Genomic DNA, 25,785 nt, shown 5'->3' with positions numbered 1-25,785 from the left:
CCCCTAACCCCTATATGCACCATTTCAACTTAAAATCTTTAGTCTTCTATGGCACAGCGATCGGTTCCGTACTACTTTTGTTTAAAGTTGTTACAGCCTACGGCGAAAGCAATCTTAAGCCTCCTCCAACTTTAAACAGTCGCTACCGCTTGGTGCTTAACGACAATTTGCAAATCTGCAAACAGTTAGATCCCATAGTATTAAATATTCAGCAGTCAGGCATTTACTTGAATGGTTCTGTAGAATTGGCAAGTCTTAACACTAAAATGTCTGCGGCTAATAAAACCACTTCTTCTCTAACAGGCAAATTAAATCATCAACAGCTAAGCCTATCAGGGAAAGTTCCTAGAACCGTTCTTTGCCATATTCCCAACGCAATAACACAACAAAGCCCTTCGTTAAGTTTGGTTAAAATAGATGCTCAACTGACTCCTCAACAGGATTTAGCAGGAACCCTCAGTATGGACGGCACTTCAGAGGCTATTAACTTGACAGCGACACCTGAAAAAATCAGTGAAAAATCTGACCCCCTCAATACCCATTAAGTACAAATTGATGCCATATTTAGATTGATTTACTACTACTCGGTAAACGTGAGGAGCATTAAGCGTATGGGTAAGCACAAACCACTTTTATATTACTGCCAGCATGTATTTGGGATTGGCTTGCTTGGCTCGTATGTTGCGATCGCTCTTCATACTGGTAGTAGTTATGCACAGCAAATAGTGCGGTTGGAAGATTGGCGATTCAATCCAGAAGCTCTACAACTAGAAATTTCTCTCTCAGCAGCCTCTCAACCACGCCCATTCTACCTCGCCCAACCGCCTCGCATTGTTATCGATTTGCCAGACACCAAACTAGGCAATGTTTCCACTCGACAAAATTATCTTGGAGCCATCCAGAGCATCCGTATTTCCCAATTAAATGCAGACGTAACTCGTATTGTCCTAGATTTAGCTCCAGGAACTCTCCTAGATCCAGCAAGATTGCAATTACAACCTCTTTCCCAGCAAGCCAATCGCTGGGTGTTACGCCCTACAATTTCTAGGAACAATACTTACTTAGCTCCAGGTAACTTACCTCCTTCACCTGGCAATTTTCCACCAACAACCATTAACCAACCATTCTCAGAGAACCTACCACCCGGTATTTATCCTCCACAACCATCTGGTTACTTACCGCCTGGTATTTACCCTCCACAACCAGCCAGCAATTTTCCACTCAATACCTATGGAGCGCCACCATCTTTGAGTGCGCCATCTGGGTATACAAATTTACCACCAACAACCAACTACTCTCCCCAAGTGCCGTTTGTCCAAGTTCCTCCTTTAGCACCTAAAAATCCTCATCAAGCACCGAATTTCGGTCTTCCACCAGCTTTTTTTCCAAATCAACCGAGTAACTACAACAACACCCCACCTTCAAGAACACCAAATTTTCCAGTTCCCAATGCGCCCAACCAGCCTTACGGCGCTGATGCTCCTGAAGTCATTAATTTTGGTCAACCGTTGCCCAGAATTAGAAATTAGTTGTTAGTTGTTAGTTGTTAGTTGTTAGTTGTTAGTTGTTAGTTGTTAGTTGTTAGTTGTTAGTTGTTAGTTGTTAGTTGTTAATAGTAATCCAACCACTAACCACTAACCACTAACCATTAACCATTAACAAATTAAAATCTTTCTGTTTCTAGAGCTGGTGCTGTAGCACCGGGAGTATTGAGGAAAAAGTTCTTCGCATCGTCATTCTCGTAGGTACAGCTAATATCAGGTTTATCACTGTTTAAGTCACCAGCGTATGCGAAATGGTTAAGACGATTTTTACACTCTCTCACCTGATCTCCTGTCACAAGCTTTCTTTGCTCTAAAATAGCCCAGTTACTGGAACGCAGAACGCACCCAGGACGCATACTAGGTTGACCAACATAGACTTTAAATGGGTTGAGAGTCACAAATAGCCGGGTATCCATTACCATCGCACTGGCTCCATACTGAACGCAAAGTTCGGGGTTGGGTGCTTTAGTATCAATAAATTCCCTACTAGCTACGTTGTTTGGGGTAAATGTTGCTGTGGAGCTAAAAGCAATACCAATCCCAATGCCCAAAACAAACACCCCTGCCAGAATTGCTATGGTGGTGACATTAAATAAGGGAGATTGAAAAATAGAAGATTTAGGGGTAGTAGGTCTGGGAGGGGTAGCTGTTCTACCAGAAGATTTACGTCTCATAGTAACTTAAATTAACTTTATGTTTCAGACAGTGGGGAGGGATTGCCAATTTGCTCCCCCTTTTTAGTATGGCAAGTTATGACGGGAGTTGCCCGTCTAGATATATATTGTTCCCATCTTACCAGATAAACTTTTTCCGTAGTAATTCGGAGTAAAAAACTATCAATTGATTTCCAATAAAGTATATTTGTAGGTTGGGTTGAGGAACGAAACCCAACAAATGTGTTTTCTCATTTTTAGGTCCAACAAGGAAATTTATTTTCCTCCCCTTTGTAAGGGGAGGTTAGGAGGGGTAAAAATACTTAATTACCGAAATTTCGGTGCGTTACGAACGAGTATCTTAACACACCCTACATCTGAATATTTTTTACTGTTAGGCTGAACTACTACTCTCTCCTTTAATAACAGCAGCTGCAATCAAATGTGCTAATCGCAAGGCTTCGGGAACTTTGCCACAATCGGTTAAGCGATGCAGTGCTGTGGCAATAACCTCAGGTTCTTCACCGCAAACTTGAAAGAAAAACGGTGGATATTCATAGATAGTACCTGCAAGTCTCAGTAGTTCTTGCCGTTGCTGAAAATTTGGCAAACGACTCATGGCGTCTTCAACAGCAACTAAATCGGGTACGCGGCGCATAACAGCAACACAAGGAAGTAGTAATCTGTGAGCTAATTCTGGAAGGTTCACTAGGTTAAACCCACCGAATCCAATTCCATCCAGTAATACGATATGCAATTGCGGTAAGAACTTGCTGCCAAGCAGTAATTTACAAATCATCTCTGTTGCATCTAAGCCGTCTTGCTGTATTTCTCCCCACACCATTCCCTCAAAGCGAGTTCCCGCACACACAACCCCTCCTATGTGGACTTTACCTCCTGCTCCACGTAAAAAAGGACTATCATCAAAACCAATTGCGCGAATAGTACGGTTGAGTTTTAACAGAGATTCCAGTTTCATACTATTTTGATGATTGTATAAAAAGTATTAATTCAAATATGTAATTTTGTTTAATTAAGTTAGCTTCTACAGTTCGTTATATTTCTTAAATAGATTCTAAAATGCATTATATAGCTTCAGTTCAAATGTTGAGAAGTGATATTTCACTTGCAAAGCTATTTTAAATGTCACAAGGGTAGGCTGATTATTTTAGATCTGAATTATACTGTACTCACTGAAGTATAACTACCATAAAAAGCAAGTATAAATACTATGAAAAAACAAGTTTTATAGCAGTTCTCAATTGTGTGTAATACATAAATGTAAAGACGCGCCATAGCGCGTCTTTACGTTATTTGTGGTACTTTTACCCCGTATCTTCGCTAGCTAGCTAACAGAGTTTTTTGTAAAGGTAGCCATCGGAAAGCGCGATCGCCTCCTCTCTCAATGATGACTTTAACTCTTGGTTCTATGCTAGGTAAAGTTGCCAAGAACTCAACTTCTTGATCTGAAAGAACTTGTCCTTCAATAATCCATAACACCAAACCTTTAGATTTTGGTGGAAGTTGTTCTAGCTGAGAGTTAACAATTGGTGGCACATAGTATACATAACCTACTGCTGCACCACTACCCGTGCTTTTTTTACCGAGATGTGGAGGTCGAACACCATGAACTCCGGTGAGATAGGCAGCTACGTCTCCCAGTCCCTTTGCAGACAAATTGAGGGCAACATAGCCTGCTGCACGCAGTCGGCGTCTGTACCGACCTTCAAAACCGCCTTCGAGAGGTACGTACACACCGAGAGAGCCATGCTTCTCTAGATCGCGGATGAAACCGCCGCCAGTGGTAATTAATGCCATAGATTATTCTTTATCCTATCCCACTTTGACATCTCTATTATCTGTCATTTGTCATTGGTCATTTGTCATTTGTCATTTGTCATTGGTCATTGGGAATAGTTCTTCCTCCTTGTCCTCCTTGTCCTCCTTGTCCTCCCTGTCCTCGTCCCCCTTGTCCCCAGTCTCTCAAAAAATTTCTAGACAAATATAAATCTGTGCGCTATATTATTGGATCGTGACATTTAGTAAAGTCAGGTTACTTTTCTACTGGCATTTCCGGATGGTTTTGTCATCAAACTTGGAGATAATTTTCCAAATTTAGGATAAACTAGTGAGGATTGGTCAAAAGATTGGTAAACTGGATAAACTATTCTTAAGGGTCATTGGTTGAAGAATCAGGGTTATCCTAAGGTACATAGTACACTCAGTTCTTAGCCCGAGCAAAGACCGCAAAAACCTTAAGCGATTGTTTGAGGTGAGCAGTAAAAAAAACTGAGCAGTAGTGTTTGTTTGTGGCATTGCGTTAGCCTCAGTTGATGGATACTGGGTAGGTTCCTACTTAAGTCCTACTACTGCTTTTGAAAGAGTGCCGAATCAACTGCTTAAATAAAAGCGTTGCTGCACGAAACGCAAAGCTCTCGTGCCTTGCATTCAATCCAGAAATGAGATCTTCCACTATGGAAGACAATTCTGGCTGTGTGGTGAAAACAAACAGAATCGGATTCACCGAACAGTAGGGACAGTAGTGGAGACCCAAAGAAGTTGTAACTGTGAACCTAGCAGATTCGACTTCAGAGGTCAGCTCAAAAAAGCTGGAAACGCTTACCTGAGCTTATATTACAGATGTCTAAAATCCGATGTTAACGGAAAAAAGTTAAGTAAGGAGAGCCAGTAACTGTGTCTGTAGGTATTCTCGGCACCAAACTGGGCATGACCCAAATATTTGATGGCGATGGAGTTGCTATTCCTGTCACTGTTATCAAAGCGGGGCCATGCACCGTTACCCAAGTCAAAACAAAGCAGACCGACGGTTACTCCGCCATCCAAGTGGGTTATGGCGAAGTAAAGCCAAAAGCACTGAATAAACCACTGTTGGGACATCTTGCTAAGTCATCTGCCCCAGCATTGCGTCATTTGCATGAATATCGCATAGATAACTCTAGTGAGTATTCTTTAGGTCAAGAGCTTAAAGCAGATATTTTTAGTGCCGGTCAAATAGTAGATGTAGTTGGTACAAGTATAGGTCGCGGTTTTGCTGGCAACCAAAAACGCAACAACTTTGGTCGAGGACCAATGTCTCATGGTTCTAAAAACCACAGACAACCAGGTTCGATTGGTGCTGGTACGACTCCCGGTCGTGTCTATCCCGGAAAGCGGATGGCTGGACGATTAGGTGGCGAGCAAGTCACAATTCGCAAGCTAACTATAGTACGAGTAGACTCAGAACGTAACTTATTGCTGATCAAGGGAGCTGTTCCTGGTAAGCCCGGAGCTATTGTAAATATTCTTCCGGCAAACATAGTTGGTAAAAAATCATAAGTCCGTCATTAGTTATTGGTCATTAGTCATTGGTCATCGGTCATTAGTTGCGATTTTCAAAAAGTGACAAATGACAAAGGACAAATGACAAAGGACAAATGACAAAGGACAAAAGACAAAGGACAAAGGACAAAAATGTTGGAGTATGTAGTCAAAAATTGGCAAGGAGAGCAAGTCGGACAAGGATCGTTCGATTTGAAAGTAGCCAAGGAAAAAACGGCGTCTCACATCGTGCATAGAGCCTTGGTGAGACAAATGACTAATGCTCGCCAAGGAACAGCTAGTACAAAAACTCGTTCGGAAGTTCGAGGAGGCGGTCGCAAACCTTGGCGGCAAAAAGGAACTGGTCGAGCTCGTGCTGGATCTATCCGTTCACCATTATGGCGCGGTGGTGGTGTCATCTTTGGACCAAAACCCAGAGATTTTGAAATCAAAATGAACCGTAAAGAACGGCAGTTGGCCCTGAGAACAGCATTCGCCAGTCGAATCGATGATTTGATTGTGGTAGAAGAATTTAGCGATCAAATCCAACGTCCCAAAACAAAAGAGTTGGTCAGTGCGATCGCTCGTTGGGGTGCGGCTCCAGAAAGCAAAACTTTGTTAATCTTATCGGAACGCACGGAAAACGTATACTTGTCAGCCCGTAACTTAGAAAATCTCAAACTCATTCCAGCAGATCAACTCAACGTTTACGACTTGCTCCATGCTGACAAAATTGTTGTAACAGCGCAAGCTTTAGAAAAGATTCAGGAGGTCTACGGTGGGAAAGATACCTCAAGAGTTTGACGTCCGTAAGCTCCCGGATCTTATACGTCGCCCAATTCTAACTGAAAAGGCGACTATCTTAATGGAGCAGAATAAATACACTTTTGAAGTGACTCCAAAAGCGACCAAACCAGAAATCAAGGCGGCTATTGAAAACTTATTTGACGTCAAAGTTGTAGGAGTCAATACCGCATTACCACCACGCAAGAAAAAACGTGTTGGTAAATTTATAGGTTTCAAATCCCAATACAAGCGAGCTATTGTTACAGTCGCAGCTGGGGATGTAGAGAAGATCAGACAAGTTTTATTCCCAGAAGTCTAAGAATTTTAGATTTTAGATTTTGGATTTTAGATTAGAGTTACTGAAACTTAAATTAATCAAAAAATCCAGAATCCAAAATTCAAAAATTGACAAATCTAAAATCGCCAATCCAAAATCCAAAATTGTTATGGGTACTCGTTCTTTTCGCCCTTATACCCCCAGCACTCGCCAGGTCACAATTTCTGACTTTTCGGAAATTACAAAAAGCGAACCAGAAAAGTCTTTAACCAGATCGCTCCATCGTGCGAAAGGTCGGAACAATCAAGGACGTATCACCACCCGTCACCGAGGTGGCGGACACAAGCGTCTTTACCGCATCATTGACTTTAAGCGAGATAAGCGTGATATTCCCGCTAAAGTGATTGCTATTGAATACGACCCCAACCGCAATGCACGGATTGCTCTATTGCAATACGAAGATGGCGAGAAGCGTTACATTTTACAGCCCAATGGAGTAGGTGTAGGTAGAACAATTATTGCTGGACCGACTGCGCCTATCGAAAATGGTAATGCTTTACCTCTGTCTAACATTCCCTTGGGTACTAGCGTCCACAACGTAGAGTTAAAACCAGGTAAAGGCGGTCAAATTGTTCGCGCCGCAGGTGCTACAGCTCAAGTTGTGGCAAAAGAAGGTAATTACGTCACTCTCAAGTTACCTTCCACTGAAGTCCGGATGGTGCGCCGCGAATGCTATGCCACAATCGGACAAGTTGGTAACCTCGACGCCAGAAACCTCAGTGCAGGTAAAGCTGGTAGAGTTCGCTGGAAGGGTCGCCGTCCTCAAGTCAGAGGTAGTGTGATGAACCCAGTGGATCACCCCCATGGTGGTGGTGAAGGTAGAGCACCTATTGGTAGATCGGGTCCTGTCACCCCTTGGGGTAAACCTGCTTTGGGTCTCAAGACACGCAAACCCAAGAAAGCCAGCAGTAAGTTGATTGTACGTCGCCGTCGTAAGTCTTCCAAGCGCGGACGTGGCGGACGTGAATCATAGAATTTTAGATTTTAGATTTTGGATTTTGGATTGGATGATTAATCCAAAACTCACAGTCCAACTGGAGTTGGTAAATTTAAAATTCTAAGTCCAAAATCCAAAATCTGAAGTTGGTAAGTCTAAAATCTAAAATCCAAAATCCAAAATCCAAAATCCAAAATCGAGTATGGGTCGTTCTCTAAAAAAAGGTCCCTTTGTTGCGGATCATCTTCTAGAAAAAATTGAAAGACTGAACGAAGCTAACAAAAAAGAAGTGATTAAAACTTGGTCGCGGGCTTCGACAATCTTACCATTTATGGTTGGTCATACTATTGCCGTTCATAACGGACGCCAGCACGTTCCCATCTTTATCAGTGACCAAATGGTGGGACACAAATTGGGCGAATTTGCACCCACGCGCACTTTTAGAGGTCACTCTAAAAGTGATAAAAAATCAGGGAGATAAAAAAGAATTTTAGATTGTAGATTTTGGATTTTGGATTAAATCTAGAATCTAAAATCCAAAATCTAAAATCCAAAATTTTTTGATGGAGAAAATTATGGCAACTGATACTACTGAAGTCAAAGCGATCGCCCGCTATATACGTATGTCTCCCCTAAAAGTACGGCGCGTACTAGACCAAATTCGGGGACGCTCGTATAGAGAAGCACTTATTATCTTAGAATTCATGCCTTATCGAGCCTGCGAGCCAGTTCTGAAACTACTAAGAAGTGCTGCAGCTAACGCGGAGCATAATGCTGGCTTAAATAGAGCTGAATTGGTAATTACTCAAGCTTATGCAGACCAAGGACCTGTGCTGAAAAGATTCCAACCTAGAGCACAAGGTCGGGCTTACCAAATTCGCAAACCAACGTGTCACATTACTTTAGCTGTAGCTGCTGACCCCAACGCAGCAAAAGATTAAGAAATTTTAGAGGAAGCATTTGTGGGACAGAAGATACATCCAGTCGGTTTTCGTTTGGGAATTACCCAAGAGCACCAATCCCGTTGGTTTGCAGACCCTAACCGCTATCCAGAACTTCTTCAAGAAGATCGCAAACTGCGTAAATATATAGAAGAAAAACTGGGTAGATCGGCTCAGAACAACGCCGGAATTTCTGAAGTTCGGATTGAGCGTAAAGCAGATCAGATCGATTTAGAAGTTCGCACTGCTCGACCGGGCGTAGTCGTAGGTCGGGGCGGACAAGGAATCGAATCTTTGCGGACAGGGCTTCAACAACTGTTAGGTAGCAATCGTCAGATTCGGATTAACGTCGTTGAAGTACAGCGAGTTGATGCTGATGCTTACTTGATTGCTGAGTATATTGCTCAACAGCTCGAACGTCGGGTTTCCTTCCGGAGAGTCGTTCGCCAAGCTATCCAACGCGCTCAACGTGCTGGGATACAAGGCATCAAAGTTCAAGTCAGCGGTCGCCTCAACGGTGCAGAAATTGCTCGGACAGAGTGGACTCGTGAAGGTCGTGTTCCCCTCCATACCTTACGGGCTGACATTGACTACTCTTACTGCACGGCTAAAACCATCTACGGTATTCTTGGCATTAAAGTTTGGGTGTTTAAAGGAGAAATTATTCCCGGACAGGAAGAAACTTTAGCACCACAAGGAACTCGCGATCGCGACAGAGGAGATCGTGACCGCGACAGAGGAGATCGCGATCGCCCCCCTTCTCGCCGTCAAAATCGCCGTCGCCAGCAATTTGAAGACCGTTCTAACGAAGGATGAATGATGAATTCTGAATGATGAATCAGACACGATCTTGCTTCACAATTCACAATTCATAATTCATAATTCATAATTCATAATTCATAATTTCTTCGTCATGTTAAGTCCAAGAAGAACTAAATTCCGCAAACAACAACGCGGGCGGATGACCGGACAAGCCACTCGCGGAAGTAGCCTTAACTTTGGTGATTTTGCTCTCCAAGCTTTAGAACCCGCTTGGATTACCTCCCGGCAAATCGAGGCTTCTCGTCGAGCAATGACTCGTTATATCCGTAGGGGCGGGAAAATCTGGATTCGTATTTTTCCAGACAAACCCGTTACCATGCGTGCAGCAGAAACACGTATGGGTTCTGGTAAAGGTTCTCCAGAGTTTTGGGTAGCTGTGGTTAAACCGGGCAGAATTTTATTTGAAATTGCTGGTGTAACGGAAGAAATTGCTCGTGAAGCAATGCGACTGGCAGCTTACAAGTTGCCTATTAAAACTAAGTTCATTAAACGCTCTGAAGAAGAGCAACAGCAGGTGTAAGTTATGGCTCTTCCTAAAATCTCAGAAGCAAGAGAATTAACTGACGAACAATTGGCTCAAGAAATTATCGCAGTTAAAAAACAACTGTTCCAACTGCGTTTGCAAAAAGCTACCAGACAGTTAGAAAAACCCCACCTATTTAGACACGCCCGACATCGCCTAGCTCAATTACTCACAGTAGAACACGAGCGCAAGCGGGCTTCTGTAAGTCAAGAAACGAGTGAAGCAGAGTAGGACACTATGGCAGTAAAAGAAAGAGTGGGCTTGGTTGTGAGCGACAAAATGCAGAAAACGGTAGTCGTCGCCGTAGAAAACCGCTCTCCCCACCCCAAATACGGCAAAATCGTTGTCAAAACCAGACGCTATAAGGCACACGACGAAGAAAATAAGTGCAAAATAGGCGATCGCGTTCGGATTCAGGAAACAAGACCCCTCAGTAAAACTAAACGCTGGACAGTCGCTGAAATCCTAACCACCAAGAACGCTGAGTTAACTAAATAGTTGTTAGGTAGCTAACAACATATGTAAGGGAGATAAACAGTGATTCAAACCCAGACTTACCTCAATGTCGCAGATAATAGCGGTGCTCGCAAATTGATGTGCATCCGCGTTCTAGGTGCAGGTAACTGCCGATACGGCTTTGTGGGCGATAAAATTATCGCTGTTGTTAAAGACGCAATTCCCAACATGGCTGTAAAAAAGTCTGACGTTGTAGAAGCAGTGATTGTTCGCACTCGCCACAGCATACGTAGAGACAGCGGGATGAGCATTCGCTTTGACGACAACGCCGCAGTTATCATCAATAAAGACGGTAACCCCAAAGGAACCCGCGTCTTTGGTCCCGTAGCACGGGAACTGCGTGATAAAAACTTTACCAAAATCGTTTCTTTGGCTCCGGAGGTGCTGTAATGGCAACCAAAAAAAAGGAAAAGCCCAAATTCTATAAAATGCACGTCAAAACCGGAGACACCGTACAGGTGATTGCTGGAAAAGATAAGGGCAAAGTGGGTGAAATTATTAAAGCACTCCCCCAAGAAAGCAAAGTCATCGTCAAAGGTGTCAACATTAAAACAAAGCACGTTAAACCACAGCAAGAAGGAGAATCTGGTCGCATCGTCAACCAGGAGTACCCCATCCACAGTTCTAACGTCATGCTTTATTCCACCAAGCAAAACGTTGCCAGTCGTGTTTGCTACACTTTCACGAATGAAGGCAAGAAAGTTAGAATGCTGAAGAAAACTGGTGAAATCATTGATAAATAAATTATGAATTATGAATTATGAATTATGAATTATGAAAATTTTAGTAAAACTCATAATTCAGTATTCATCATTCAGCATTCATCATTCATCATTCATCATTCATCATTCATCATTCATCATTCATCATTCAATCATTCCCTGACCAAGCCCAGGGAAATTAAGGACAAAAGACTATGGCAGCACCAAGACTGAAAACTGTATACCAAGAGACTATAGTCCCCAAATTGATGAAGCAGTTTGAGTACACAAACATTCATCAAGTACCAAAGTTGGTAAAAGTTACCGTCAACCGAGGTTTAGGGGAAGCATCTCAAAATGCTAAAGCATTAGAAGCGTCGTTAAGCGAAATTGCACTCATTACCGGTCAAAAACCTGTAGTGACACGAGCAAAAAAAGCGATCGCAGGCTTCAAAATTCGTCAAGGTATGCCTGTAGGCATTATGGTCACCCTGAGAGGCGAACGGATGTACGCCTTCCTGGACCGTTTGATCAACCTGACACTACCAAGAATTCGTGACTTTCGCGGTATTAGTCCTAAAAGCTTTGATGGTCGGGGTAATTACACTTTAGGTGTCAGAGAGCAACTGATATTTCCGGAAGTAGAGTACGACAGCATCGATCAAATTCGTGGTATGGACATTTCCATCATTACCACAGCAAAAAATGACGAAGAAGGTCGAGCTTTACTAAAAGAAATGGGAATGCCTTTTCGCGAGCAATAAGTTGATTTAAAGAGGAAAAGATGGCGGTAAACGACACAATTGCAGATATGTTGACGCGCATTCGCAATGCCAACATGGCGCGGCATCAAACAACACACGTGCCATCCACAAAGATGACTCGCAGCATTGCAAAAGTGCTGCGGGAAGAAGGTTTTATTTCTGATTTTGAAGAAGTGGGAGAAGGCGTCAAGCGCGAACTCACAATTTCCTTAAAGTATAAGGGTAAAAATCGCCAACCCCTAATTACTTCCTTAAAGCGGGTAAGCAAACCTGGTTTGCGAGTTTACTCCAATAAGAAAGAGCTACCAAGGGTACTGGGCGGTATTGGCATTGCTATTATTTCCACATCTAGCGGTATCATGACAGACCGGGAAGCACGGCGTCAAAACTTAGGTGGAGAAGTACTTTGCTATGTATGGTAGTTATTTGCTAATAGCTAATGGCTAATGGCTAATAGCACTTAAGATTAACAATTAGCAATTAGCAATTAGCAATTAGCAATTAGCACTCAAACAAAGGATAAAAAGTTATGTCTCGAATTGGTAAACGACCAATTAAAGTTCCTGCCAAAGTACAAGTGACTGTTGATGGCGCAAAGGTAGTTGTTAAAGGACCAAAAGGCGAACTTTCTCGCGAACTACCTACCCAAGTCACGGTTTCTCAAGACGGAGAAATATTGCAGGTGACACGTCGCGATGATTCCCGCATATCTCGCCAAATGCATGGTTTATCCCGTACTTTGGTTTCCAATATGGTTGAGGGAGTTTCTGAAGGTTTTCAACGTCGGTTAGAAATTCAAGGGGTTGGTTACCGGGCAGCCGTTCAAGGTCGTAACTTGGTTTTGAACATGGGCTACAGCCATCAGGTACAAATTGTTCCTCCAGAAGGAATACAGTTTGCTGTTGAGAATAATACCAACGTTATTGTCAGTGGTTATGACAAAGAAGTGGTAGGCAACATAGCAGCTAAAATTCGCGATGTTCGTCCACCAGAACCTTATAAAGGTAAGGGTATTCGTTATGCCGGTGAAGCCGTCAGACGTAAAGCTGGTAAGACTGGTAAGGGTAAGAAGTAAAAATGAAGCGGACTCGTACAGAATCAAGAGAACGTCGCCAACGACGCATTCGTGGAAAAGTTAGTGGGACAGCTGAACGTCCAAGGTTAGCTGTATTTCGCTCTCACCAACATATTTATGTTCAGGTGATTGATGATACACAACATCATACTTTGGTAGCGGCATCAACTGTAGAACCAGAATTGAAAGCTAAATTATCTTCGGGTGGAAACTGCAACGCTTCCATAGAAGTTGGTAAGTTGATAGCATCTCGTTCTTTGTCTAAGGGAATCACCAAAGTTGTTTTTGACCGTGGTGGGAACCTTTATCACGGACGTGTTAAAGCGCTCGCTGAAGCAGCCCGTGAAGCTGGTTTGGATTTCTAATTTCGTCATTGGTCATTAGTCATTGGTCATTAGTCGTTCGTCATTAGTCATTGGTCGCTCATCTTTTTACAAATGACAAAGGACAAATAACAAATGACAAAAGACAAATAACAAATGACAAATATCAAATAACAAATGACAAATAACAAATGACAAAGGACGTTAACAATGGCAACAAATCGGCGCAAAACCAACCGAGCGAAAAAGGAAGAAACCAACTGGCAAGAGCGAGTTATCCAGATCCGACGCGTCAGCAAGGTCGTTAAAGGAGGTAAAAAACTTAGCTTCCGTGCGATCGTTGTTGTGGGTAACGAACGCGGTCAAGTCGGCGTGGGAGTAGGCAAAGCATCAGATGTTATTGGTGCTGTCAAAAAAGGTGTCGCTGACGGTAAAAAACACCTGATCGATATCCCCATCACTAAATCCAATTCGATCCCCCACCCTATAAATGGAACAGGTGGTGGTGCAAAAGTTATCATGCGTCCCGCAGCACCAGGTACTGGTGTAATCGCTGGTGGTGCTGTTCGGACAGTATTGGAATTGGCAGGCGTTCGTAATGTCTTAGCAAAACAACTTGGCTCCAACAACCCTCTGAATAACGCAAGAGCTGCGGTCAACGCTCTGTCTACCCTGCGTACCTTTGCAGAAGTTGCTGAAGACCGAGGCATCCCTGTTGAAAATTTATACATTAGTTAGTGGTTAGTAGTTAGTAGTGAGTAGAACCGCTAACAACTAACAACTAACCACTAACAACTAACCACTAACAACTCACAAGTTAATTATGAGACTAAATGATGTCCGTCCCCAAAAGGGATCTAAAAAACGCGGTCGCCGTCTGGGTAGAGGTATTGCCGCCGGTCAAGGCGCAAGCGCTGGTAAAGGTATGCGCGGTCAAAACGCACGTTCCGGACGCAGCACTCGACCTGGCTTTGAAGGTGGTCAGCAGCCATTATACCGCCGTATTCCTAAATTGAAGGGCTTTCCTCTCGTTAACCGTAAGATTTACACTACGATTAATGTAGAAAAGCTTGCGGCTCTACCCCCAAATTCAGAAGTCACACTGGAATCACTGAAGGAAGCTGGTATTTTAACTGCCTCCAAAGGTGCCTTAAAAATCTTGGGAAATGGGGAGTTGGGCATTCCACTTACAGTAAAAGCAGCAGCTTTCACAGGTACAGCTCGTACCAAAATTGAGGCAGCAGGTGGAAGTTGCGAAGTGATCTGAAGAATGAAGGATGAAGGATGAAGGATAAAGGATGAAAAAATTTATACTTTCTATACTTCAAAGTTCGTGCTTCATACTTCATAACTTCACACTTCATACTTCATAGCTTTATACTTCTTTCTTCAAAGGTAGACCTCTATGCTCGGTCGAGAAAAAGCTCCAACGGCTCAAGAAACTTTTATGCAGATGGCACAAGCGGCAGGGCTGAGAGGTCGGCTGCTTGTCACGCTGGGTATTCTCCTGTTGATTCGCTTGGGTGTACATTTGCCTATTCCAGGAATCAATAGGGAAGAATTTGCCCAAGCCATTCAAGGTAACAACCAGATATTAAGCTTTTTGGATATCTTTTCCGGAGGCGGACTTTCGGCTTTGGGAGTCTTTGCCTTAGGTATTTTGCCATACATCAATGCTTCGATTATTATCCAATTGCTCACTGCTGCAATTCCTGCTTTAGAAAACTTGCAGAAAAATGAAGGTGAAGCAGGACGGCGGAAAATTTCTCAAGTGACTCGATACGTGTCTCTTGTTTGGGCAATTATTCAAAGTTCTTTTTTGGCGGCTTTCTGGCTCAAGCCTTTTGCCCAAAGTTACGGACCGATCTTTGTTATTGAGACAGCTCTCGCCCTCACAGCAGGTTCGATGTTTGTCATGTGGGCATCAGAACTGATTACAGAACGGGGTGTTGGCAATGGAGCATCTTTGTTGATTTTTGTCAACATTGTGGCAACACTGCCAAAGGCTTTAGGTGATACTATCGATTTTGTGCAAACTGGCGGTCGGGAAATCGCTGGTCGTGTTATTGTGTTGCTGCTGCTTTTTCTAGCCACAATTGTTGGTATTGTCTTCGTACAAGAAGGAATCCGCCGCATCCCAATTATTTCCGCACGCCGTCAAGTTGGTCGGAAACTTTTTGCAGAACAGCGCAGCTATTTACCCCTACGTCTCAATCAAGGGGGAGTGATGCCAATCATTTTTGCTGCTGCGATTTTGAGTTTGCCACTGTTGGTACAAAATTTCATCAATAATCCGCAATACTCAAGGATTGTTAACACTTATCTTGTTCCTGGTGCTTCCGGCTCTTGGGTGTACGCTCTGGTTTATCTCGTTTCTATCGTGTTCTTTAGCTATTTCTATTCTTCTTTGATTCTGAATCCGGTAGATGTAGCACAGAACTTGAAGAAAATGGGTTCTAGCGTCCCCGGTATTCGTCCGGGTAAGGCAACAAGTGAGTACATCGAACGTGTGGTAAATCGGCTAACTTTTTTAGGTGCTATCTTTTTAGGCTTGGTTGCAATTATCCCTACTGCCGTTGAAAGTGCTTTGGGTGTCCCGACTTTTAGAGGCTTAGGTGCTACATCTTTATTGATCCTAGTTGGTGTAGCAATTGATACATCAAAGCAAATTCAAACCTATGTTATTTCTCAGCGCTATGAAGGAATGGTGAAACAATAGTGACGCGACTAATCTTCTTGGGACCGCCAGGAGCTGGAAAAGGAACTCAAGCGAAAACTTTGGCTCAGGATTGCGATCTTCCCCATATTTCTACAGGTGACATATTACGTCAAGCAGTCATTGACCAAACTCCTTTGGGTGTAAAAGCTCAAAGTTATCTGGATAAGGGGGACTTGGTTCCCGATAAACTTATTGAGGATCTAATTGAGGAACGTCTTGGCAAACCCGATGCTCAGTCTGGTTGGATTCTTGATGGTTTCCCCCGTACTGTGAATCAAGCTGTTTTCTTGGAGAAATTGCTGGAGAAACTCCACCAGCAAGGAAGAGAAAGGGTGATTAATTTGGAAGTCCCAGATGAAATCGTGATTTCCCGATTGCTGGAACGGGGCAGAAAAGATGACACTGAAGAAGTGATACGTCATCGTTTGGATGTCTACCGTTCTGAAACTGCTCCTGTGATCCATTTTTACAGCGATCGCAATCTCCTGCTTTCAGTCAATGGCAATCAGTCTCCAGAAGAAGTCACTGCTGAGTTAAAAAAAGTGGTTGTTTCGTAGATGGGCAATGGGCAATGAGGATAGCAAAGAAAAAAATAGGAATTGAAAAGGTTTTTAACCATACCCAATGTTATTCTAAACAATTCCCAATTCCCGATGCCCCATGCCCTATGTCCAATTCCCAATCTTCTAGCAAGCAAATGTGTGTAAATCTTGGATAAGATATATTAATGAACTGTTGATATATTCTCCAAAATATGTTCTTCTGCACACTAGAGGCATCCTAGCTGCGTCTGAAAGACTGAAAAGGAGACTGTTGAGTTGAGGAAAAAACTTGTCTAAACAAGATCTAATTGAAATGGAAGGTACGGTTACCGAGTCCCTTCCCAACGCCATGTTCCGTGTAGACCTTGATAATGGGTTTAACGTCCTTGCCCACATTTCCGGCAAGATCCGCCGTAACTACATCAAAATTTTACCCGGCGATCGCGTCAAAGTGGAGTTGACCCCTTATGACTTGACAAAGGGTAGAATAACCTATCGACTTCGGAAGAAGTAGACCGAAAAAACAATTTTTGCACTTGGATAATTTCAGTTGATTTATTGACCGAGATGCAATTTCTGTTGGCAACACTGTGACTGCTACCCTACCGAAGTGACAGTTTTCGGGATAAATCTAAAAATGCTTCCCATATTTTAGGGTATATCCCAATTAGAGGCTACCTGAGTTTTCTGAAAATTTTCAAAGCGATTGCCCGTGTCAAAGTAAACTGGCGACACAAGTTAACCAAAGGTAAAGTCTCCTCTTGAGTAAAAAACCTAACACTTGTAGAAAATATTACTACAAACAGAAAAATTGGGGTTTAAATGTATCTTAACTGCATGAATTCCCATTATATGTTATAATCTTCTATTTGGAGTCAAAATTAGCACCATGAAAGTAAGAGCATCAGTTAAGAAGATTTGTGAAAAATGCACCGTGATCAGACGTCGTGGTCGCGTCATGGTGATTTGTTCCAACCCCAAGCACAAGCAACGTCAAGGATAACACCCGACCATTGACCAGTGACCACTTAACCAGTGACCGGCGATCGGTTAATAATTTACTTGCACTAGGTAACTGTGAATTAATAACTGATTGCTGATAATTAAACAATATACTGGTACTGGATGACTGTTAAGTAAACAACTAAGTAATAGATAACTGACAAAGAGGGAGACAATTGTGGCACGTATTGCCGGAGTAGACCTTCCACGAGATAAGCGTGTTGAAATAGGTCTAACCTACATCTACGGAATTGGATTATCTCGTTCCAAAGAGATTTTAGCAACAACAGGTGTTAACCCCGACACCCGTGTTAAAGAGCTAAGTGATGCTGATATAGCAGCCTTAAGAGGCGAGATAGAAAGTAACTATCAAGTAGAGGGTGACTTAAGGCGCTGGGAAGCAATGAATATCAAGCGCCTGGTTGATATCGGTACCTACAGGGGGCGTCGCCACCGAATGGGCTTACCAGTCAGAGGACAAAGAACTCGTACTAATGCCAGAACTCGTCGGGGTAGAAGGCAAACAGTGGCGGGTAAGAAAAAGGCACCAGCTAAGTAATTCTTTACTTACGCTTATATACAGCACAACTTATCCTAATTTAGCTACAGCGATATGGCGCGACAACAAACCAACAAAAAATCAGGTAGCAAGAAGCAAAAACGTAACGTCCCAAATGGGGTTGCTTATATTCAGTCTACCTTTAACAATAGCATTGTCACCATCACCGACTCAAACGGAGATGTTGTGTCATGGGCAAGTGCTGGATCTAGTGGCTTCAAAGGAGCCAAAAAGGGAACTCCCTTTGCAGCACAAACAGCCGCAGAAAGTGCAGCACGCCGAGCCATCGACCAGGGAATGCGCCAGATAGAGGTAATGGTCAGCGGTCCGGGAGCAGGTAGAGAAACAGCTATCCGAGCACTTCAAGGAGCCGGACTGGAAATTACTCTCATTCGAGATATTACGCCAATTCCTCACAATGGTTGCCGTCCACCCAAGCGTCGCCGCGTGTAAGATCGATGCCCTTGTCCTTTGGGCGATCCACGCGCACTAGGTATCGCGCTTGTGGTGGTGAAAGAGTCGTGGGCTTTGAGCTAGCACTACAGTGCCAACTCAAAGCAGCAGTATAGTAAACGACATATGATTGGTGCCGATTAGCTATTTGGAAGCCTCAAAATTTCACCGTAGCTTAAGGCAAAAATAAATTTGGGAAGGCAGGCGTTCAAAACGGACTGCCCACCCTAAAACACTGGTGAAGAAAATTTCCGCTACAACCAAGTGTTTGTGGAGGCAATTTGATTGCCCCTCTTACAGGACTCGACAATAAGGGAGGCTACTCCGTGGCACAATTTCAAATTGAATGTGTAGAATCTAATACTGAAGAAAATAGAGGTCAAGCCAGTAGATTTGTCTTAGAACCCCTAGAACGGGGTCAAGGAACTACAGTTGGTAATGCCTTAAGAAGGGTTTTACTTTCTAATTTAGAAGGTACAGCAGTAACAGCAGTAAGAATTGCAGGCGTTTCACACGAGTTTGCTACCGTTCCGGGTGTGCGGGAAGATGTTTTGGAAATCCTCATGAAAATGAAGGAAGTTGTCCTCAAAAGCTATTCCTCTCAACCCCAAATTGGTCGGTTACTCGTTACAGGTCCGGCAACAGTCACAGCAGCACACTTCGATTTACCCAGTGAAGTAGAAGCGATCGATCCCACCCAGTACGTAGCGACTGTTGCGGAAGGAGGGAAGTTGGAAATGGAATTTCGGATTGAAAGAGGTAAAGGCTATCGCACTGTCGAGAGGAGCCGTGAAGAAGCTACATCTTTGGACTTTCTTCAAATAGATTCGGTATTCATGCCAGTGCGGAAAGTTAATTACAGTGTAGAAGAAACTCGTGGAGACAATGGGATACCAAAAGACCGTTTGTTGATAGAAGTATGTACAAATGGCAGTCTGACTCCACAAGAGGCACTTTCAGGCGCTGCTGGTATTTTAGTAGACCTATTCAATCCATTAAAAGATATTTCGCTGGAACCCACAGACACATCTACTGATATTCCAGACGATCCCACAGCTCAAATTCCTATTGAAGAGTTACAACTTTCAGTACGAGCTTATAACTGTCTTAAGCGAGCACAGGTTAACTCTGTTGCTGATTTACTAGATTACACTCAAGAAGACCTGTTAGAAATCAAAAACTTTGGTCAAAAGTCTGCTGAAGAGGTGGTTGAAGCCTTACAGCGACGCTTGGGAATTACCTTACCAACTGAAAGAGCTTCCAAACATCCTTAAATTAGTTAATAGTTAGTGGTTAGTGGTTAGTAGTTATTAGTTCTACTAACCCCTACCCCTACCCCCTACCCCTAACAAAAATTATGCGCCACCGTTGTCGAGTTAAACAACTTAGCAAACCAGCCGATCAGCGTCGTGCTTTGCTGCGATCGCTGACTACCGAACTGATCCGTCACGGACGAATCACAACAACCTTAGTCCGAGCTAAGGTCATCCGTTCCGAAGTGGACAAAATGATTACCCTAGCTAAAGATGGTTCCCTAGCAGCACGCCGACAAGCTCTTGGTTATATATATGACAAGGGCTTAGTTCGTGCTCTGTTTGAACAAGTCCCCACTCGGTATGGAAATCGTCAAGGTGGTTACACAAGAATTCTACGTACCGTTCCCCGTCGGGGTGATAATGCTCCAATGGCAATCATTGAATTGGTTTAAAGAGTCATTAGTCATTGGTCATTAGTCATTGGTCATTTAGTTATAAATCTTTATACAAATGACCAATGACTAATGACAGAGGACGAATGACACTCGGACAAAACCCTTATGTTAGATAGCCCCCAGCCTAAAACAAGAACTTATCGAGTCGCCCTGGTTATTCAATACCTGGGTACTCATTTTCATGGCTGGCAACGGCAACCACAACAGCGAACCGTTCAAGAAGAGATTGAAAAAGCGATCGCCACTGTACTGGGTTATCCAGTCACACTTCATGGTGCTGGGCGAACTGATGCTGGAGTTCATGCTGCTGCTCAAGTCGCCCACTTCAATGTCACCAGTCCAATTCCAGCATATAAGTGGGCAGTTATCCTGAACAGTTATTTGCCCAAAGATATATTGATTCGGGCTTCAGCAGAGGTTAATGACAGTTGGCACGCTCGTTTTAGTGCCATCTACCGAAGGTATCGTTATACGTTATATACTGAAGGATTACCGAACTTGTTTGCCAGCGCTGTGAGTTGGCATTATTATATTGAACCCTTAGATGAATCTAAGATGCAAGCGGCATTAAAACCGCTCATTGGGCATCATCATCTAGCTGCTTTTCACCGAGCAAATTCAGCACGAAAGCACTCCTGGGTAGATATACAAGCTGCGGAGTGCTATCGCAATGGGCCGTTTCTACACATAGAAATTCAGGCAAATGGATTTTTATATGGCATGGTGCGGCTATTAGTAGGGATGCTAGTACAAGTAGGTTCAGGACAGCGGACACCAGAAAACTTTACTGACCTATGGAAATACGAACGGCGTGAAGAAGTGAAACACGCTGCCCCTTCCCAAGGTTTATGTTTGTTGCGAGTAGGCTATCCACATTTTCCCTTTCCACCAGAAATTTGGTTTGATACTCAACCAAAATTTGTATTTAGTTAGTGGTTAGTGGTTATTAGATAGTAGTTAGTAGATAGTGGTTAGTCAAACAACTAACAACTAACAACTAACAACTAACAACTAACAACTAACAACTAAACAACTAACAACTAACCATAGACAACAAATGACTAACAAAACGTTCCTTCCTCCCGAAAAAACACTCCAGCATAACTGGTATGTAGTAGATGCAGCTGACCAACGCCTTGGTCGCTTAGCTACCGAAGTTGCCATGATTCTCAGAGGAAAAAATAAACCCGAATACACTCCTCACATGGACACAGGTGACTTTGTGATCGTTATCAATGCTGATAAAGTAACTGTTACGGGTAAAAAACGTACACAAAAGGTTTACCGCCGTCACTCCGGGCGTCCGGGTGGTATGAAGACAGAAAGCTTTGATAAGCTGCAACAACGTTTGCCAGAGAGGATTGTAGAGCATGCTGTTAAAGGTATGTTACCTAAGAATAGTTTGGGTCGTAAGCTGTTTACCAAGCTGAAAGTTTATGCTGGACCCACTCATCCCCACGCAGCACAACAACCCAAAGAGTTAAAGATTCAGACAATTCCAGGAGCATAAGATTCATGCAAGCAACAGACACTAACAGCGGTCGTGCCATGTATTGGGGTACGGGTCGTCGTAAATCCGCGATCGCACGAGTTCGTTTGGTACCCGGTACCGGACAATTGATTGTTAATGGCAAACCAGGAGACCTTTACTTCCAGTTCAACGCTAATTATCTTGCCGTTGCCAAAGCACCCCTAGAAACTCTAGGTTTGGAAAACGAGTATGACATCTTAGTGAAAGCTGAAGGCGGTGGCTTAACCGGACAGTCTGATGCTGTTCGTTTGGGAGTGGCTCGGGCGCTGTGCCAACTCGATCCCGATAACCGTTCGCCGTTGAAAAGCGAAGGGTATCTAACTCGCGATCCACGAGCGAAAGAGCGCAAAAAGTACGGTTTGCACAAAGCTCGTAAAGCACCTCAGTACTCGAAGCGGTAAGATGGGCAATGGGCAATGGGCATCGGACATTGAGTATTCAATAGCTTTCACAATGCCCAATTCGCTATGCCCAATGCCCTATCCCCCATGCCCAAAAAGTTATAATATTATTAACATCAACCACGGAAGAAAAAATGGCTAAACAAGGTATTCATCCCGAGTGGTATCCTGAAGCCAAAGTTTACTGCAACGGTCAACTTGTAATGACTGTAGGTGCTACAAAGCCAGAATTGCACGTAGATGTTTGGTCTGGAAACCACCCTTTCTACACAGGAACTCAAAAGATTATCGACACTGAAGGTCGCGTAGAGCGCTTCATGAGAAAGTACGGCATGATGGAAGGTCAAACCACAGGCACCAAACGCAAAAACAAAAAGTAGCGGGCTGGCTTTAGCTTTTAACGACGACCCTGCATTGGCTGGGTCGATTTGTCGTATCTAATGCTCGAGCCAATTTGCTATTTTTTAAGGAGTGACTAAACCCGTCATGGCTGAAATATATCTTCTAGAAAAACTGAAGTCAGTTGAACAAACCTTTAATGAATTGACTCGTCGTCTTGCCGATCCCGATACTGCTAAAAACCCCGATGAGTATCAAAAGATCGCTAAGTCACGTTCATCGTTAGAAGAAGTTGTAGAAACTTATAATACCTGGAAAAAAGCGCAAGAAGATTTAACCGGGGCGCGTCAGGTATTAAAAGAAGCTCAAGGCGATCAAGAGTTGCAGCAAATGGCTGCAATGGAAGTTGACGATCTCGAGCAAAAAATAGAAGAACTAGAAAATCGCCTAAAAATATTGCTACTGCCCCGCGATCCAAATGATGACAAAAACATTATGTTGGAAATTCGTGCAGGTACTGGTGGTGATGAAGCTAGTATCTGGGCAGGAGATTTGGTACGTATGTACTCACGCTATGCTGACAGCCAAGGTTGGCGCGTAAAAATGGTCAGTGAGTCCTTGGCAGAAATGGGTGGTTTCAAAGAAGCTATTCTCGAAATTCAGGGAGATAGCGTTTATAGCAAACTAAAATTTGAAGCGGGCGTGCATCGCGTACAGCGCGTACCTGTGACTGAAGCTGGAGGACGAGTTCATACCTCCACTGCCACTGTGGCAATCATGCCAGAGGTAGATGATGTAGAAATCCACATCGATCCTAAAGATATTGAATTAACGACAGCTCGATCTGGCGGTGCGGGCGGACAAAACGTCAACAAGGTGGAAACAGCTGTTGACTTGTTCCATAAACCTACTGGTATTCGTATTTTCTGTACGGAAGAACGCAGCCAGTTACAAAACAAAGAACGGGCAATGCAGATCCTCAGAGCAAAACTGTATGAAATGAAGTTAAGAGAACAGCAAGAAGCTGTCACTTCCATGCGGCGAAGCCAAGTAGGAACCGGTTCGCGTTCTGAGAAAATCCGCACGTACAACTATAAAGATAACCGTGTCACCGACCATCGATTGGGTGAAAACTATCCACTCAATTCCTTCCTAGAAGGAGAAATTGAACACGTTATTCAAGCTTGTATCTCTCAAGATCAGCAAGAACGTTTAGCGGAACTTGCTACTTCTACTACTAACTAGTGGTTCACCGCATTAACTCTGAAGGGCAGTCAAAACTTCATACCACCTCGTTCCCAGCCTCAGGCTGGGAATGCCTTGCTAGAGGCTCCGCCTCCTGTATCGCTCTGCATGACTGTTGCGATCGCTCACACAATTGTTTTGAAAAAGCGTGAATAGTTTCCAAATTGGGAGCATCCCAATTTCAACCCGCTTGCAGCACTGATGTTTCCAAAATATACAGGCGGTTTTTCAATGCATTGCTAAGTATATCTTTCATATCTTTGAGGTAGGGATAACAAGCGAATTCGTACTTCATGATGTGGTTGAGCAAAACCCCTTCCTTCAAGGTTTGGCATATATCAATCAACCTTTCCACTTCTAATTGCCACTGCGTAAAAATGCGGTAGCTGAAGAATCCGCTACAAACGCCACCTTTCTCATCCCAGTAAGAAATACACACTTGATGCTTTAAACAGCGAATTTTTTTAATTTCTTTAACCTTGCAGCCTTGTGCCTTTAAAGCATCTTTAGCTTCGGCATTGGAAATTTGCCATTGTTCTGGTTTAATTCTATTAGAGGCTATTAAGCTTTGACTTTTGCGGCTATGTTTATTGTGAATCTTACGTGCTCGCTTAAACATGGTGTATTTCTGTATTACAGACAAGCAAATTTGTAGACCAAGGCATCTTACCTTACCCAGTCTTTTGTTGACAACCAAAGTTGTATATTTCCAACTAAAGTAACAGTGTACTTCTAAATAATGAGGATGTCAACAGACAAATAAACTGGTTATGATGCAAGTAGATTTGTAGTTACAGTTGGTTAGCCAAGCAGCAGTGAATACAGAAAGTAGAGAAAAACTGGTAGAAATTATCAAGCTGGCTCGTGGTTCAATGAGCCAACGAGCATTTGGCAAGCTTTTAGGTGTTTCTGCCACTGCTGTTCAAATGTGGGAAAAAGGCGTTAAGATACCAGACACAGAAAATTTGGCTCAAATTGCAACGAGAGCAGGATATACGCTAGAAGAACTTCTGTGCTGTTTGGAAGGTAAATCAGTAACAGAAACTTCTGATGTGAACTTAATTCTCAGACAAATTAATCATATGCCTCTTACCCAAGTCGCTCAGATCGTTCAAGCTGGGGCTGCGCGATTGGCTGCTGCTGCTGAGGCTTTAAGCGACCAGCCAAAGGCGAGTTGAGTGGAACATTAAAACGGTCAAAGTACCTCGCTTGCTGCAAGAACTGATAGAAAATGTAAATTCACTTTCAGTGAAGACTGCTGTCACTTTTGATGACACAAGAGCAAAACTTGGGTTAAAACAGAATGTAATTATTTTTCAGTCATTAAAAGATGACTGTAGCTATCCACTTGCCTATCATTTTTGGAGTGTTGGCGCTGAATAGCATCTATTCCTCATCATCTTGGTTGTTTCAAGATGGAATAAATCTGTGTATAAGGTGCAGCTATGTCATTACGTAAAGAACCATTAGATTGGCAATTAGATGCCAGCGAAACTTATCTACCATTTCACTATAAGGGAACTCTTGCAGGACTCTTAAAACAAGAATTCGCTGACGAAGTTTTAAAAGTCTTAAAGGAAGATGAAGTTTTAAAAAAAGCTCTAAAAATAGCTTGCGTTGAATTAATAAAACAGTCAGGTGGTGAACTCAGTCAAGTCAAAGATTTAATGAAAAAATATATCAAAATGTGCGAACGGCCCAAACACGGAACGAGAGCGATCGCAATTTTACTTGGTGAGAGACAACTAGAACTTGACTTGAACAATCAAGAGTTTGCCAAATTCTGCGATACTTTTAAGTTATCACCCGTAGAACTGAATAATATTTATGCTGGAGAACCCGTGGATGATAGTTTGTTAGCACCACTCTCTAGAATTTTAGGTATATCGAAAACCGAGTTGTGTGCAATTCGAGACGGTTGTGAACGGGAAATAGTTAGTGGTTAGTGGTTAGTGGTTAGTGGTTAGTGGTTAGTGGTTAGTGGTTAGTCGTTAGTCGTTATTGGTTAATCGATAGACTTAATACTTTATTAGTAATTCTATA

39 protein-coding genes are annotated in these 25,785 nt (G+C 43.1%); 35 read left to right on the top strand and 4 right to left on the bottom strand.

Annotated elements, in window-relative coordinates; all coding sequences use genetic code 11:
* Positions 1–545: hypothetical protein (locus F7734_RS61290; RefSeq protein ID WP_347566415.1), on the top strand; the 545-nt coding region annotated here is incomplete at its 5' end.
* Between the two features lie 66 nt (positions 546–611).
* The gene (locus F7734_RS48495; protein WP_155751485.1) at positions 612–1,529 is read left to right on the top strand and encodes an AMIN domain-containing protein; all 918 of its coding nucleotides are present in this window, start codon (positions 612–614) and stop codon (positions 1,527–1,529) included.
* Positions 1,530–1,663: 134 nt separating this feature from the next.
* On the opposite strand, the gene F7734_RS48490 is transcribed toward F7734_RS48495, so the two are convergent.
* The 3 genes from F7734_RS48490 to F7734_RS48480 form a co-directional block, all read right to left on the bottom strand.
* Positions 1,664–2,218 carry a DUF3172 domain-containing protein gene (locus F7734_RS48490; protein ID WP_155751484.1) on the bottom strand — a complete coding sequence of 185 codons (555 nt, stop codon included), beginning with the start codon at positions 2,216–2,218 and terminating at the stop codon, positions 1,664–1,666.
* A gap of 373 nt (positions 2,219–2,591) precedes the next feature.
* Positions 2,592–3,176 (bottom strand): DUF99 family protein, encoded by a 585-nt coding sequence (locus F7734_RS48485; protein WP_155751483.1) that lies wholly within the window; start codon positions 3,174–3,176, stop codon positions 2,592–2,594.
* 362 nt (positions 3,177–3,538) lie between these two features.
* Positions 3,539–4,015: an NAD(P)H-quinone oxidoreductase subunit N gene (locus tag F7734_RS48480; protein ID WP_155751482.1), complete on the bottom strand. Its 477-nt coding sequence runs from the start codon at positions 4,013–4,015 to the stop codon at positions 3,539–3,541.
* Between the two features lie 876 nt (positions 4,016–4,891).
* Between F7734_RS48480 and rplC the strand changes: the two genes are divergently transcribed.
* From rplC to prfA, 31 genes are all read left to right on the top strand, one after another.
* A complete protein-coding gene (gene rplC / locus F7734_RS48475) occupies positions 4,892–5,533 on the top strand; it encodes a 50S ribosomal protein L3 (RefSeq protein ID WP_166482616.1) in 642 nt (213 codons plus the stop codon).
* Between the two features lie 135 nt (positions 5,534–5,668).
* A complete protein-coding gene (gene rplD, locus F7734_RS48470; RefSeq protein WP_155751481.1) occupies positions 5,669–6,319 on the top strand; it encodes a 50S ribosomal protein L4 in 651 nt (216 codons plus the stop codon).
* Positions 6,294–6,620 carry a 50S ribosomal protein L23 gene (locus F7734_RS48465; protein WP_347566414.1) on the top strand — a complete coding sequence of 109 codons (327 nt, stop codon included), beginning with the start codon at positions 6,294–6,296 and terminating at the stop codon, positions 6,618–6,620. The genes rplD and F7734_RS48465 overlap by 26 nt, the downstream gene beginning before the upstream one ends.
* Before the next feature lie 127 nt (positions 6,621–6,747).
* On the top strand, positions 6,748–7,611 hold the full coding sequence (rplB, locus tag F7734_RS48460) for a 50S ribosomal protein L2 (protein WP_155751480.1): 864 nt from the start codon (positions 6,748–6,750) through the stop codon (positions 7,609–7,611).
* Between the two features lie 166 nt (positions 7,612–7,777).
* The gene (rpsS, locus tag F7734_RS48455) at positions 7,778–8,056 is read left to right on the top strand and encodes a 30S ribosomal protein S19 (RefSeq protein ID WP_155751479.1); all 279 of its coding nucleotides are present in this window, start codon (positions 7,778–7,780) and stop codon (positions 8,054–8,056) included.
* 94 nt (positions 8,057–8,150) lie between these two features.
* The gene (gene rplV / locus F7734_RS48450) at positions 8,151–8,516 is read left to right on the top strand and encodes a 50S ribosomal protein L22 (protein ID WP_155751478.1); all 366 of its coding nucleotides are present in this window, start codon (positions 8,151–8,153) and stop codon (positions 8,514–8,516) included.
* Positions 8,517–8,537: 21 nt separating this feature from the next.
* Positions 8,538–9,332, top strand: coding sequence for a 30S ribosomal protein S3 (rpsC, locus tag F7734_RS48445; RefSeq protein ID WP_166482615.1), 795 nt, complete (start codon positions 8,538–8,540; stop codon positions 9,330–9,332).
* A gap of 97 nt (positions 9,333–9,429) precedes the next feature.
* Positions 9,430–9,858: a 50S ribosomal protein L16 gene (gene rplP, locus F7734_RS48440; RefSeq protein ID WP_155751477.1), complete on the top strand. Its 429-nt coding sequence runs from the start codon at positions 9,430–9,432 to the stop codon at positions 9,856–9,858.
* Positions 9,859–9,861: 3 nt separating this feature from the next.
* Positions 9,862–10,092, top strand: coding sequence for a 50S ribosomal protein L29 (gene rpmC / locus F7734_RS48435; RefSeq protein ID WP_155751476.1), 231 nt, complete (start codon positions 9,862–9,864; stop codon positions 10,090–10,092).
* Positions 10,093–10,098: 6 nt separating this feature from the next.
* A complete protein-coding gene (rpsQ, locus tag F7734_RS48430) occupies positions 10,099–10,359 on the top strand; it encodes a 30S ribosomal protein S17 (protein WP_155751475.1) in 261 nt (86 codons plus the stop codon).
* A gap of 39 nt (positions 10,360–10,398) precedes the next feature.
* The gene (gene rplN / locus F7734_RS48425; protein ID WP_038080300.1) at positions 10,399–10,767 is read left to right on the top strand and encodes a 50S ribosomal protein L14; all 369 of its coding nucleotides are present in this window, start codon (positions 10,399–10,401) and stop codon (positions 10,765–10,767) included.
* Positions 10,767–11,120 carry a 50S ribosomal protein L24 gene (gene rplX / locus F7734_RS48420; protein WP_155751474.1) on the top strand — a complete coding sequence of 118 codons (354 nt, stop codon included), beginning with the start codon at positions 10,767–10,769 and terminating at the stop codon, positions 11,118–11,120. Before rplN ends, rplX begins: the two co-directional genes overlap by 1 nt.
* 173 nt (positions 11,121–11,293) lie before the next feature.
* Entirely contained in the window at positions 11,294–11,842 is a 549-nt protein-coding gene (rplE, locus tag F7734_RS48415) for a 50S ribosomal protein L5 (protein ID WP_155751473.1), read from the top strand.
* A gap of 20 nt (positions 11,843–11,862) precedes the next feature.
* Positions 11,863–12,264 carry a 30S ribosomal protein S8 gene (rpsH, locus tag F7734_RS48410; protein WP_038080309.1) on the top strand — a complete coding sequence of 134 codons (402 nt, stop codon included), beginning with the start codon at positions 11,863–11,865 and terminating at the stop codon, positions 12,262–12,264.
* A gap of 107 nt (positions 12,265–12,371) precedes the next feature.
* Positions 12,372–12,917, top strand: coding sequence for a 50S ribosomal protein L6 (gene rplF / locus F7734_RS48405; RefSeq protein ID WP_155751472.1), 546 nt, complete (start codon positions 12,372–12,374; stop codon positions 12,915–12,917).
* Between the two features lie 2 nt (positions 12,918–12,919).
* Complete coding sequence (gene rplR, locus F7734_RS48400) at positions 12,920–13,282, top strand: 50S ribosomal protein L18 (RefSeq protein WP_155751471.1); 363 nt, start codon at positions 12,920–12,922, stop codon at positions 13,280–13,282.
* A 168-nt stretch (positions 13,283–13,450) separates the two neighbouring features.
* The gene (rpsE, locus tag F7734_RS48395) at positions 13,451–13,978 is read left to right on the top strand and encodes a 30S ribosomal protein S5 (protein ID WP_155751470.1); all 528 of its coding nucleotides are present in this window, start codon (positions 13,451–13,453) and stop codon (positions 13,976–13,978) included.
* An 85-nt stretch (positions 13,979–14,063) separates the two neighbouring features.
* The gene (gene rplO, locus F7734_RS48390; RefSeq protein ID WP_155751469.1) at positions 14,064–14,507 is read left to right on the top strand and encodes a 50S ribosomal protein L15; all 444 of its coding nucleotides are present in this window, start codon (positions 14,064–14,066) and stop codon (positions 14,505–14,507) included.
* A gap of 138 nt (positions 14,508–14,645) precedes the next feature.
* A complete protein-coding gene (gene secY, locus F7734_RS48385) occupies positions 14,646–15,959 on the top strand; it encodes a preprotein translocase subunit SecY (RefSeq protein WP_155751468.1) in 1,314 nt (437 codons plus the stop codon).
* Positions 15,959–16,516, top strand: a complete 558-nt coding sequence (locus F7734_RS48380; RefSeq protein WP_166482614.1) for an adenylate kinase — start codon at positions 15,959–15,961, stop codon at positions 16,514–16,516. The genes secY and F7734_RS48380 overlap by 1 nt, the downstream gene beginning before the upstream one ends.
* Before the next feature lie 274 nt (positions 16,517–16,790).
* Positions 16,791–17,015 (top strand): translation initiation factor IF-1, encoded by a 225-nt coding sequence (infA, locus tag F7734_RS48375; RefSeq protein ID WP_006276978.1) that lies wholly within the window; start codon positions 16,791–16,793, stop codon positions 17,013–17,015.
* Positions 17,016–17,390: 375 nt separating this feature from the next.
* Positions 17,391–17,504 carry a 50S ribosomal protein L36 gene (gene rpmJ / locus F7734_RS48370; RefSeq protein WP_072040794.1) on the top strand — a complete coding sequence of 38 codons (114 nt, stop codon included), beginning with the start codon at positions 17,391–17,393 and terminating at the stop codon, positions 17,502–17,504.
* A 177-nt stretch (positions 17,505–17,681) separates the two neighbouring features.
* A complete protein-coding gene (gene rpsM, locus F7734_RS48365; protein WP_017748889.1) occupies positions 17,682–18,062 on the top strand; it encodes a 30S ribosomal protein S13 in 381 nt (126 codons plus the stop codon).
* A gap of 54 nt (positions 18,063–18,116) precedes the next feature.
* The gene (gene rpsK / locus F7734_RS48360) at positions 18,117–18,515 is read left to right on the top strand and encodes a 30S ribosomal protein S11 (RefSeq protein WP_155751466.1); all 399 of its coding nucleotides are present in this window, start codon (positions 18,117–18,119) and stop codon (positions 18,513–18,515) included.
* A 326-nt stretch (positions 18,516–18,841) separates the two neighbouring features.
* Positions 18,842–19,789: a DNA-directed RNA polymerase subunit alpha gene (locus tag F7734_RS48355; protein WP_166482613.1), complete on the top strand. Its 948-nt coding sequence runs from the start codon at positions 18,842–18,844 to the stop codon at positions 19,787–19,789.
* An 83-nt stretch (positions 19,790–19,872) separates the two neighbouring features.
* On the top strand, positions 19,873–20,223 hold the full coding sequence (gene rplQ, locus F7734_RS48350; protein ID WP_155751464.1) for a 50S ribosomal protein L17: 351 nt from the start codon (positions 19,873–19,875) through the stop codon (positions 20,221–20,223).
* 108 nt (positions 20,224–20,331) lie between these two features.
* Complete coding sequence (gene truA / locus F7734_RS48345; RefSeq protein ID WP_155751463.1) at positions 20,332–21,159, top strand: tRNA pseudouridine(38-40) synthase TruA; 828 nt, start codon at positions 20,332–20,334, stop codon at positions 21,157–21,159.
* Between the two features lie 124 nt (positions 21,160–21,283).
* Positions 21,284–21,736, top strand: coding sequence for a 50S ribosomal protein L13 (gene rplM / locus F7734_RS48340; RefSeq protein WP_155751462.1), 453 nt, complete (start codon positions 21,284–21,286; stop codon positions 21,734–21,736).
* A 5-nt stretch (positions 21,737–21,741) separates the two neighbouring features.
* Positions 21,742–22,158, top strand: coding sequence for a 30S ribosomal protein S9 (rpsI, locus tag F7734_RS48335; protein WP_038080715.1), 417 nt, complete (start codon positions 21,742–21,744; stop codon positions 22,156–22,158).
* A 134-nt stretch (positions 22,159–22,292) separates the two neighbouring features.
* On the top strand, positions 22,293–22,538 hold the full coding sequence (gene rpmE, locus F7734_RS48330; RefSeq protein WP_155751461.1) for a 50S ribosomal protein L31: 246 nt from the start codon (positions 22,293–22,295) through the stop codon (positions 22,536–22,538).
* Between the two features lie 106 nt (positions 22,539–22,644).
* Positions 22,645–23,742 (top strand): peptide chain release factor 1, encoded by a 1,098-nt coding sequence (prfA, locus tag F7734_RS48325; RefSeq protein WP_155751460.1) that lies wholly within the window; start codon positions 22,645–22,647, stop codon positions 23,740–23,742.
* A gap of 181 nt (positions 23,743–23,923) precedes the next feature.
* On the opposite strand, the gene F7734_RS48320 is transcribed toward prfA, so the two are convergent.
* The gene (locus F7734_RS48320; protein WP_155751459.1) at positions 23,924–24,361 is read right to left on the bottom strand and encodes a hypothetical protein; all 438 of its coding nucleotides are present in this window, start codon (positions 24,359–24,361) and stop codon (positions 23,924–23,926) included.
* 196 nt (positions 24,362–24,557) lie between these two features.
* On the opposite strand from F7734_RS48320, the gene F7734_RS48315 reads away from it, so the two are divergent.
* Both F7734_RS48315 and F7734_RS48310 read left to right on the top strand, forming a co-directional pair.
* Complete coding sequence (locus tag F7734_RS48315; RefSeq protein ID WP_166482612.1) at positions 24,558–24,920, top strand: helix-turn-helix transcriptional regulator; 363 nt, start codon at positions 24,558–24,560, stop codon at positions 24,918–24,920.
* Positions 24,921–25,187: 267 nt separating this feature from the next.
* Entirely contained in the window at positions 25,188–25,688 is a 501-nt protein-coding gene (locus F7734_RS48310; protein WP_155751458.1) for a hypothetical protein, read from the top strand.
* Positions 25,689–25,785: the final 97 nt, after the last annotated feature.

The sequence above is a fragment of the Scytonema sp. UIC 10036 genome, from assembly GCF_009725235.1.
Note: the sequence above shows the minus strand (reverse complement) of the source record. Positions and strands in the feature narration are given on the sequence as shown.

What these genes read in the sequence shown, in the direction of transcription:
- F7734_RS48495 (WP_155751485.1), top strand. Translation starts at nt 612, where the DNA reads ATGGGTAAGCACAAACCACTTTTATATTACTGCCAGCATGTATTTGGG.
- F7734_RS48490 (WP_155751484.1), bottom strand. Translation starts at nt 2,218, where the DNA reads ATGAGACGTAAATCTTCTGGTAGAACAGCTACCCCTCCCAGACCTACT.
- F7734_RS48485 (WP_155751483.1), bottom strand. Translation starts at nt 3,176, where the DNA reads ATGAAACTGGAATCTCTGTTAAAACTCAACCGTACTATTCGCGCAATT.
- F7734_RS48480 (WP_155751482.1), bottom strand. Translation starts at nt 4,015, where the DNA reads ATGGCATTAATTACCACTGGCGGCGGTTTCATCCGCGATCTAGAGAAG.
- rplD (WP_155751481.1), top strand. Translation starts at nt 5,669, where the DNA reads ATGTTGGAGTATGTAGTCAAAAATTGGCAAGGAGAGCAAGTCGGACAA.
- rplB (WP_155751480.1), top strand. Translation starts at nt 6,748, where the DNA reads ATGGGTACTCGTTCTTTTCGCCCTTATACCCCCAGCACTCGCCAGGTC.
- rpsS (WP_155751479.1), top strand. Translation starts at nt 7,778, where the DNA reads ATGGGTCGTTCTCTAAAAAAAGGTCCCTTTGTTGCGGATCATCTTCTA.
- rplV (WP_155751478.1), top strand. Translation starts at nt 8,151, where the DNA reads ATGGCAACTGATACTACTGAAGTCAAAGCGATCGCCCGCTATATACGT.
- rplP (WP_155751477.1), top strand. Translation starts at nt 9,430, where the DNA reads ATGTTAAGTCCAAGAAGAACTAAATTCCGCAAACAACAACGCGGGCGG.
- rpmC (WP_155751476.1), top strand. Translation starts at nt 9,862, where the DNA reads ATGGCTCTTCCTAAAATCTCAGAAGCAAGAGAATTAACTGACGAACAA.
- rpsQ (WP_155751475.1), top strand. Translation starts at nt 10,099, where the DNA reads ATGGCAGTAAAAGAAAGAGTGGGCTTGGTTGTGAGCGACAAAATGCAG.
- rplX (WP_155751474.1), top strand. Translation starts at nt 10,767, where the DNA reads ATGGCAACCAAAAAAAAGGAAAAGCCCAAATTCTATAAAATGCACGTC.
- rplE (WP_155751473.1), top strand. Translation starts at nt 11,294, where the DNA reads ATGGCAGCACCAAGACTGAAAACTGTATACCAAGAGACTATAGTCCCC.
- rpsH (WP_038080309.1), top strand. Translation starts at nt 11,863, where the DNA reads ATGGCGGTAAACGACACAATTGCAGATATGTTGACGCGCATTCGCAAT.
- rplF (WP_155751472.1), top strand. Translation starts at nt 12,372, where the DNA reads ATGTCTCGAATTGGTAAACGACCAATTAAAGTTCCTGCCAAAGTACAA.
- rplR (WP_155751471.1), top strand. Translation starts at nt 12,920, where the DNA reads ATGAAGCGGACTCGTACAGAATCAAGAGAACGTCGCCAACGACGCATT.
- rpsE (WP_155751470.1), top strand. Translation starts at nt 13,451, where the DNA reads ATGGCAACAAATCGGCGCAAAACCAACCGAGCGAAAAAGGAAGAAACC.
- rplO (WP_155751469.1), top strand. Translation starts at nt 14,064, where the DNA reads ATGAGACTAAATGATGTCCGTCCCCAAAAGGGATCTAAAAAACGCGGT.
- secY (WP_155751468.1), top strand. Translation starts at nt 14,646, where the DNA reads ATGCTCGGTCGAGAAAAAGCTCCAACGGCTCAAGAAACTTTTATGCAG.
- rpmJ (WP_072040794.1), top strand. Translation starts at nt 17,391, where the DNA reads ATGAAAGTAAGAGCATCAGTTAAGAAGATTTGTGAAAAATGCACCGTG.
- rpsK (WP_155751466.1), top strand. Translation starts at nt 18,117, where the DNA reads ATGGCGCGACAACAAACCAACAAAAAATCAGGTAGCAAGAAGCAAAAA.
- rplQ (WP_155751464.1), top strand. Translation starts at nt 19,873, where the DNA reads ATGCGCCACCGTTGTCGAGTTAAACAACTTAGCAAACCAGCCGATCAG.
- truA (WP_155751463.1), top strand. Translation starts at nt 20,332, where the DNA reads ATGTTAGATAGCCCCCAGCCTAAAACAAGAACTTATCGAGTCGCCCTG.
- rplM (WP_155751462.1), top strand. Translation starts at nt 21,284, where the DNA reads ATGACTAACAAAACGTTCCTTCCTCCCGAAAAAACACTCCAGCATAAC.
- rpsI (WP_038080715.1), top strand. Translation starts at nt 21,742, where the DNA reads ATGCAAGCAACAGACACTAACAGCGGTCGTGCCATGTATTGGGGTACG.
- rpmE (WP_155751461.1), top strand. Translation starts at nt 22,293, where the DNA reads ATGGCTAAACAAGGTATTCATCCCGAGTGGTATCCTGAAGCCAAAGTT.
- prfA (WP_155751460.1), top strand. Translation starts at nt 22,645, where the DNA reads ATGGCTGAAATATATCTTCTAGAAAAACTGAAGTCAGTTGAACAAACC.
- F7734_RS48320 (WP_155751459.1), bottom strand. Translation starts at nt 24,361, where the DNA reads ATGTTTAAGCGAGCACGTAAGATTCACAATAAACATAGCCGCAAAAGT.
- F7734_RS48310 (WP_155751458.1), top strand. Translation starts at nt 25,188, where the DNA reads ATGTCATTACGTAAAGAACCATTAGATTGGCAATTAGATGCCAGCGAA.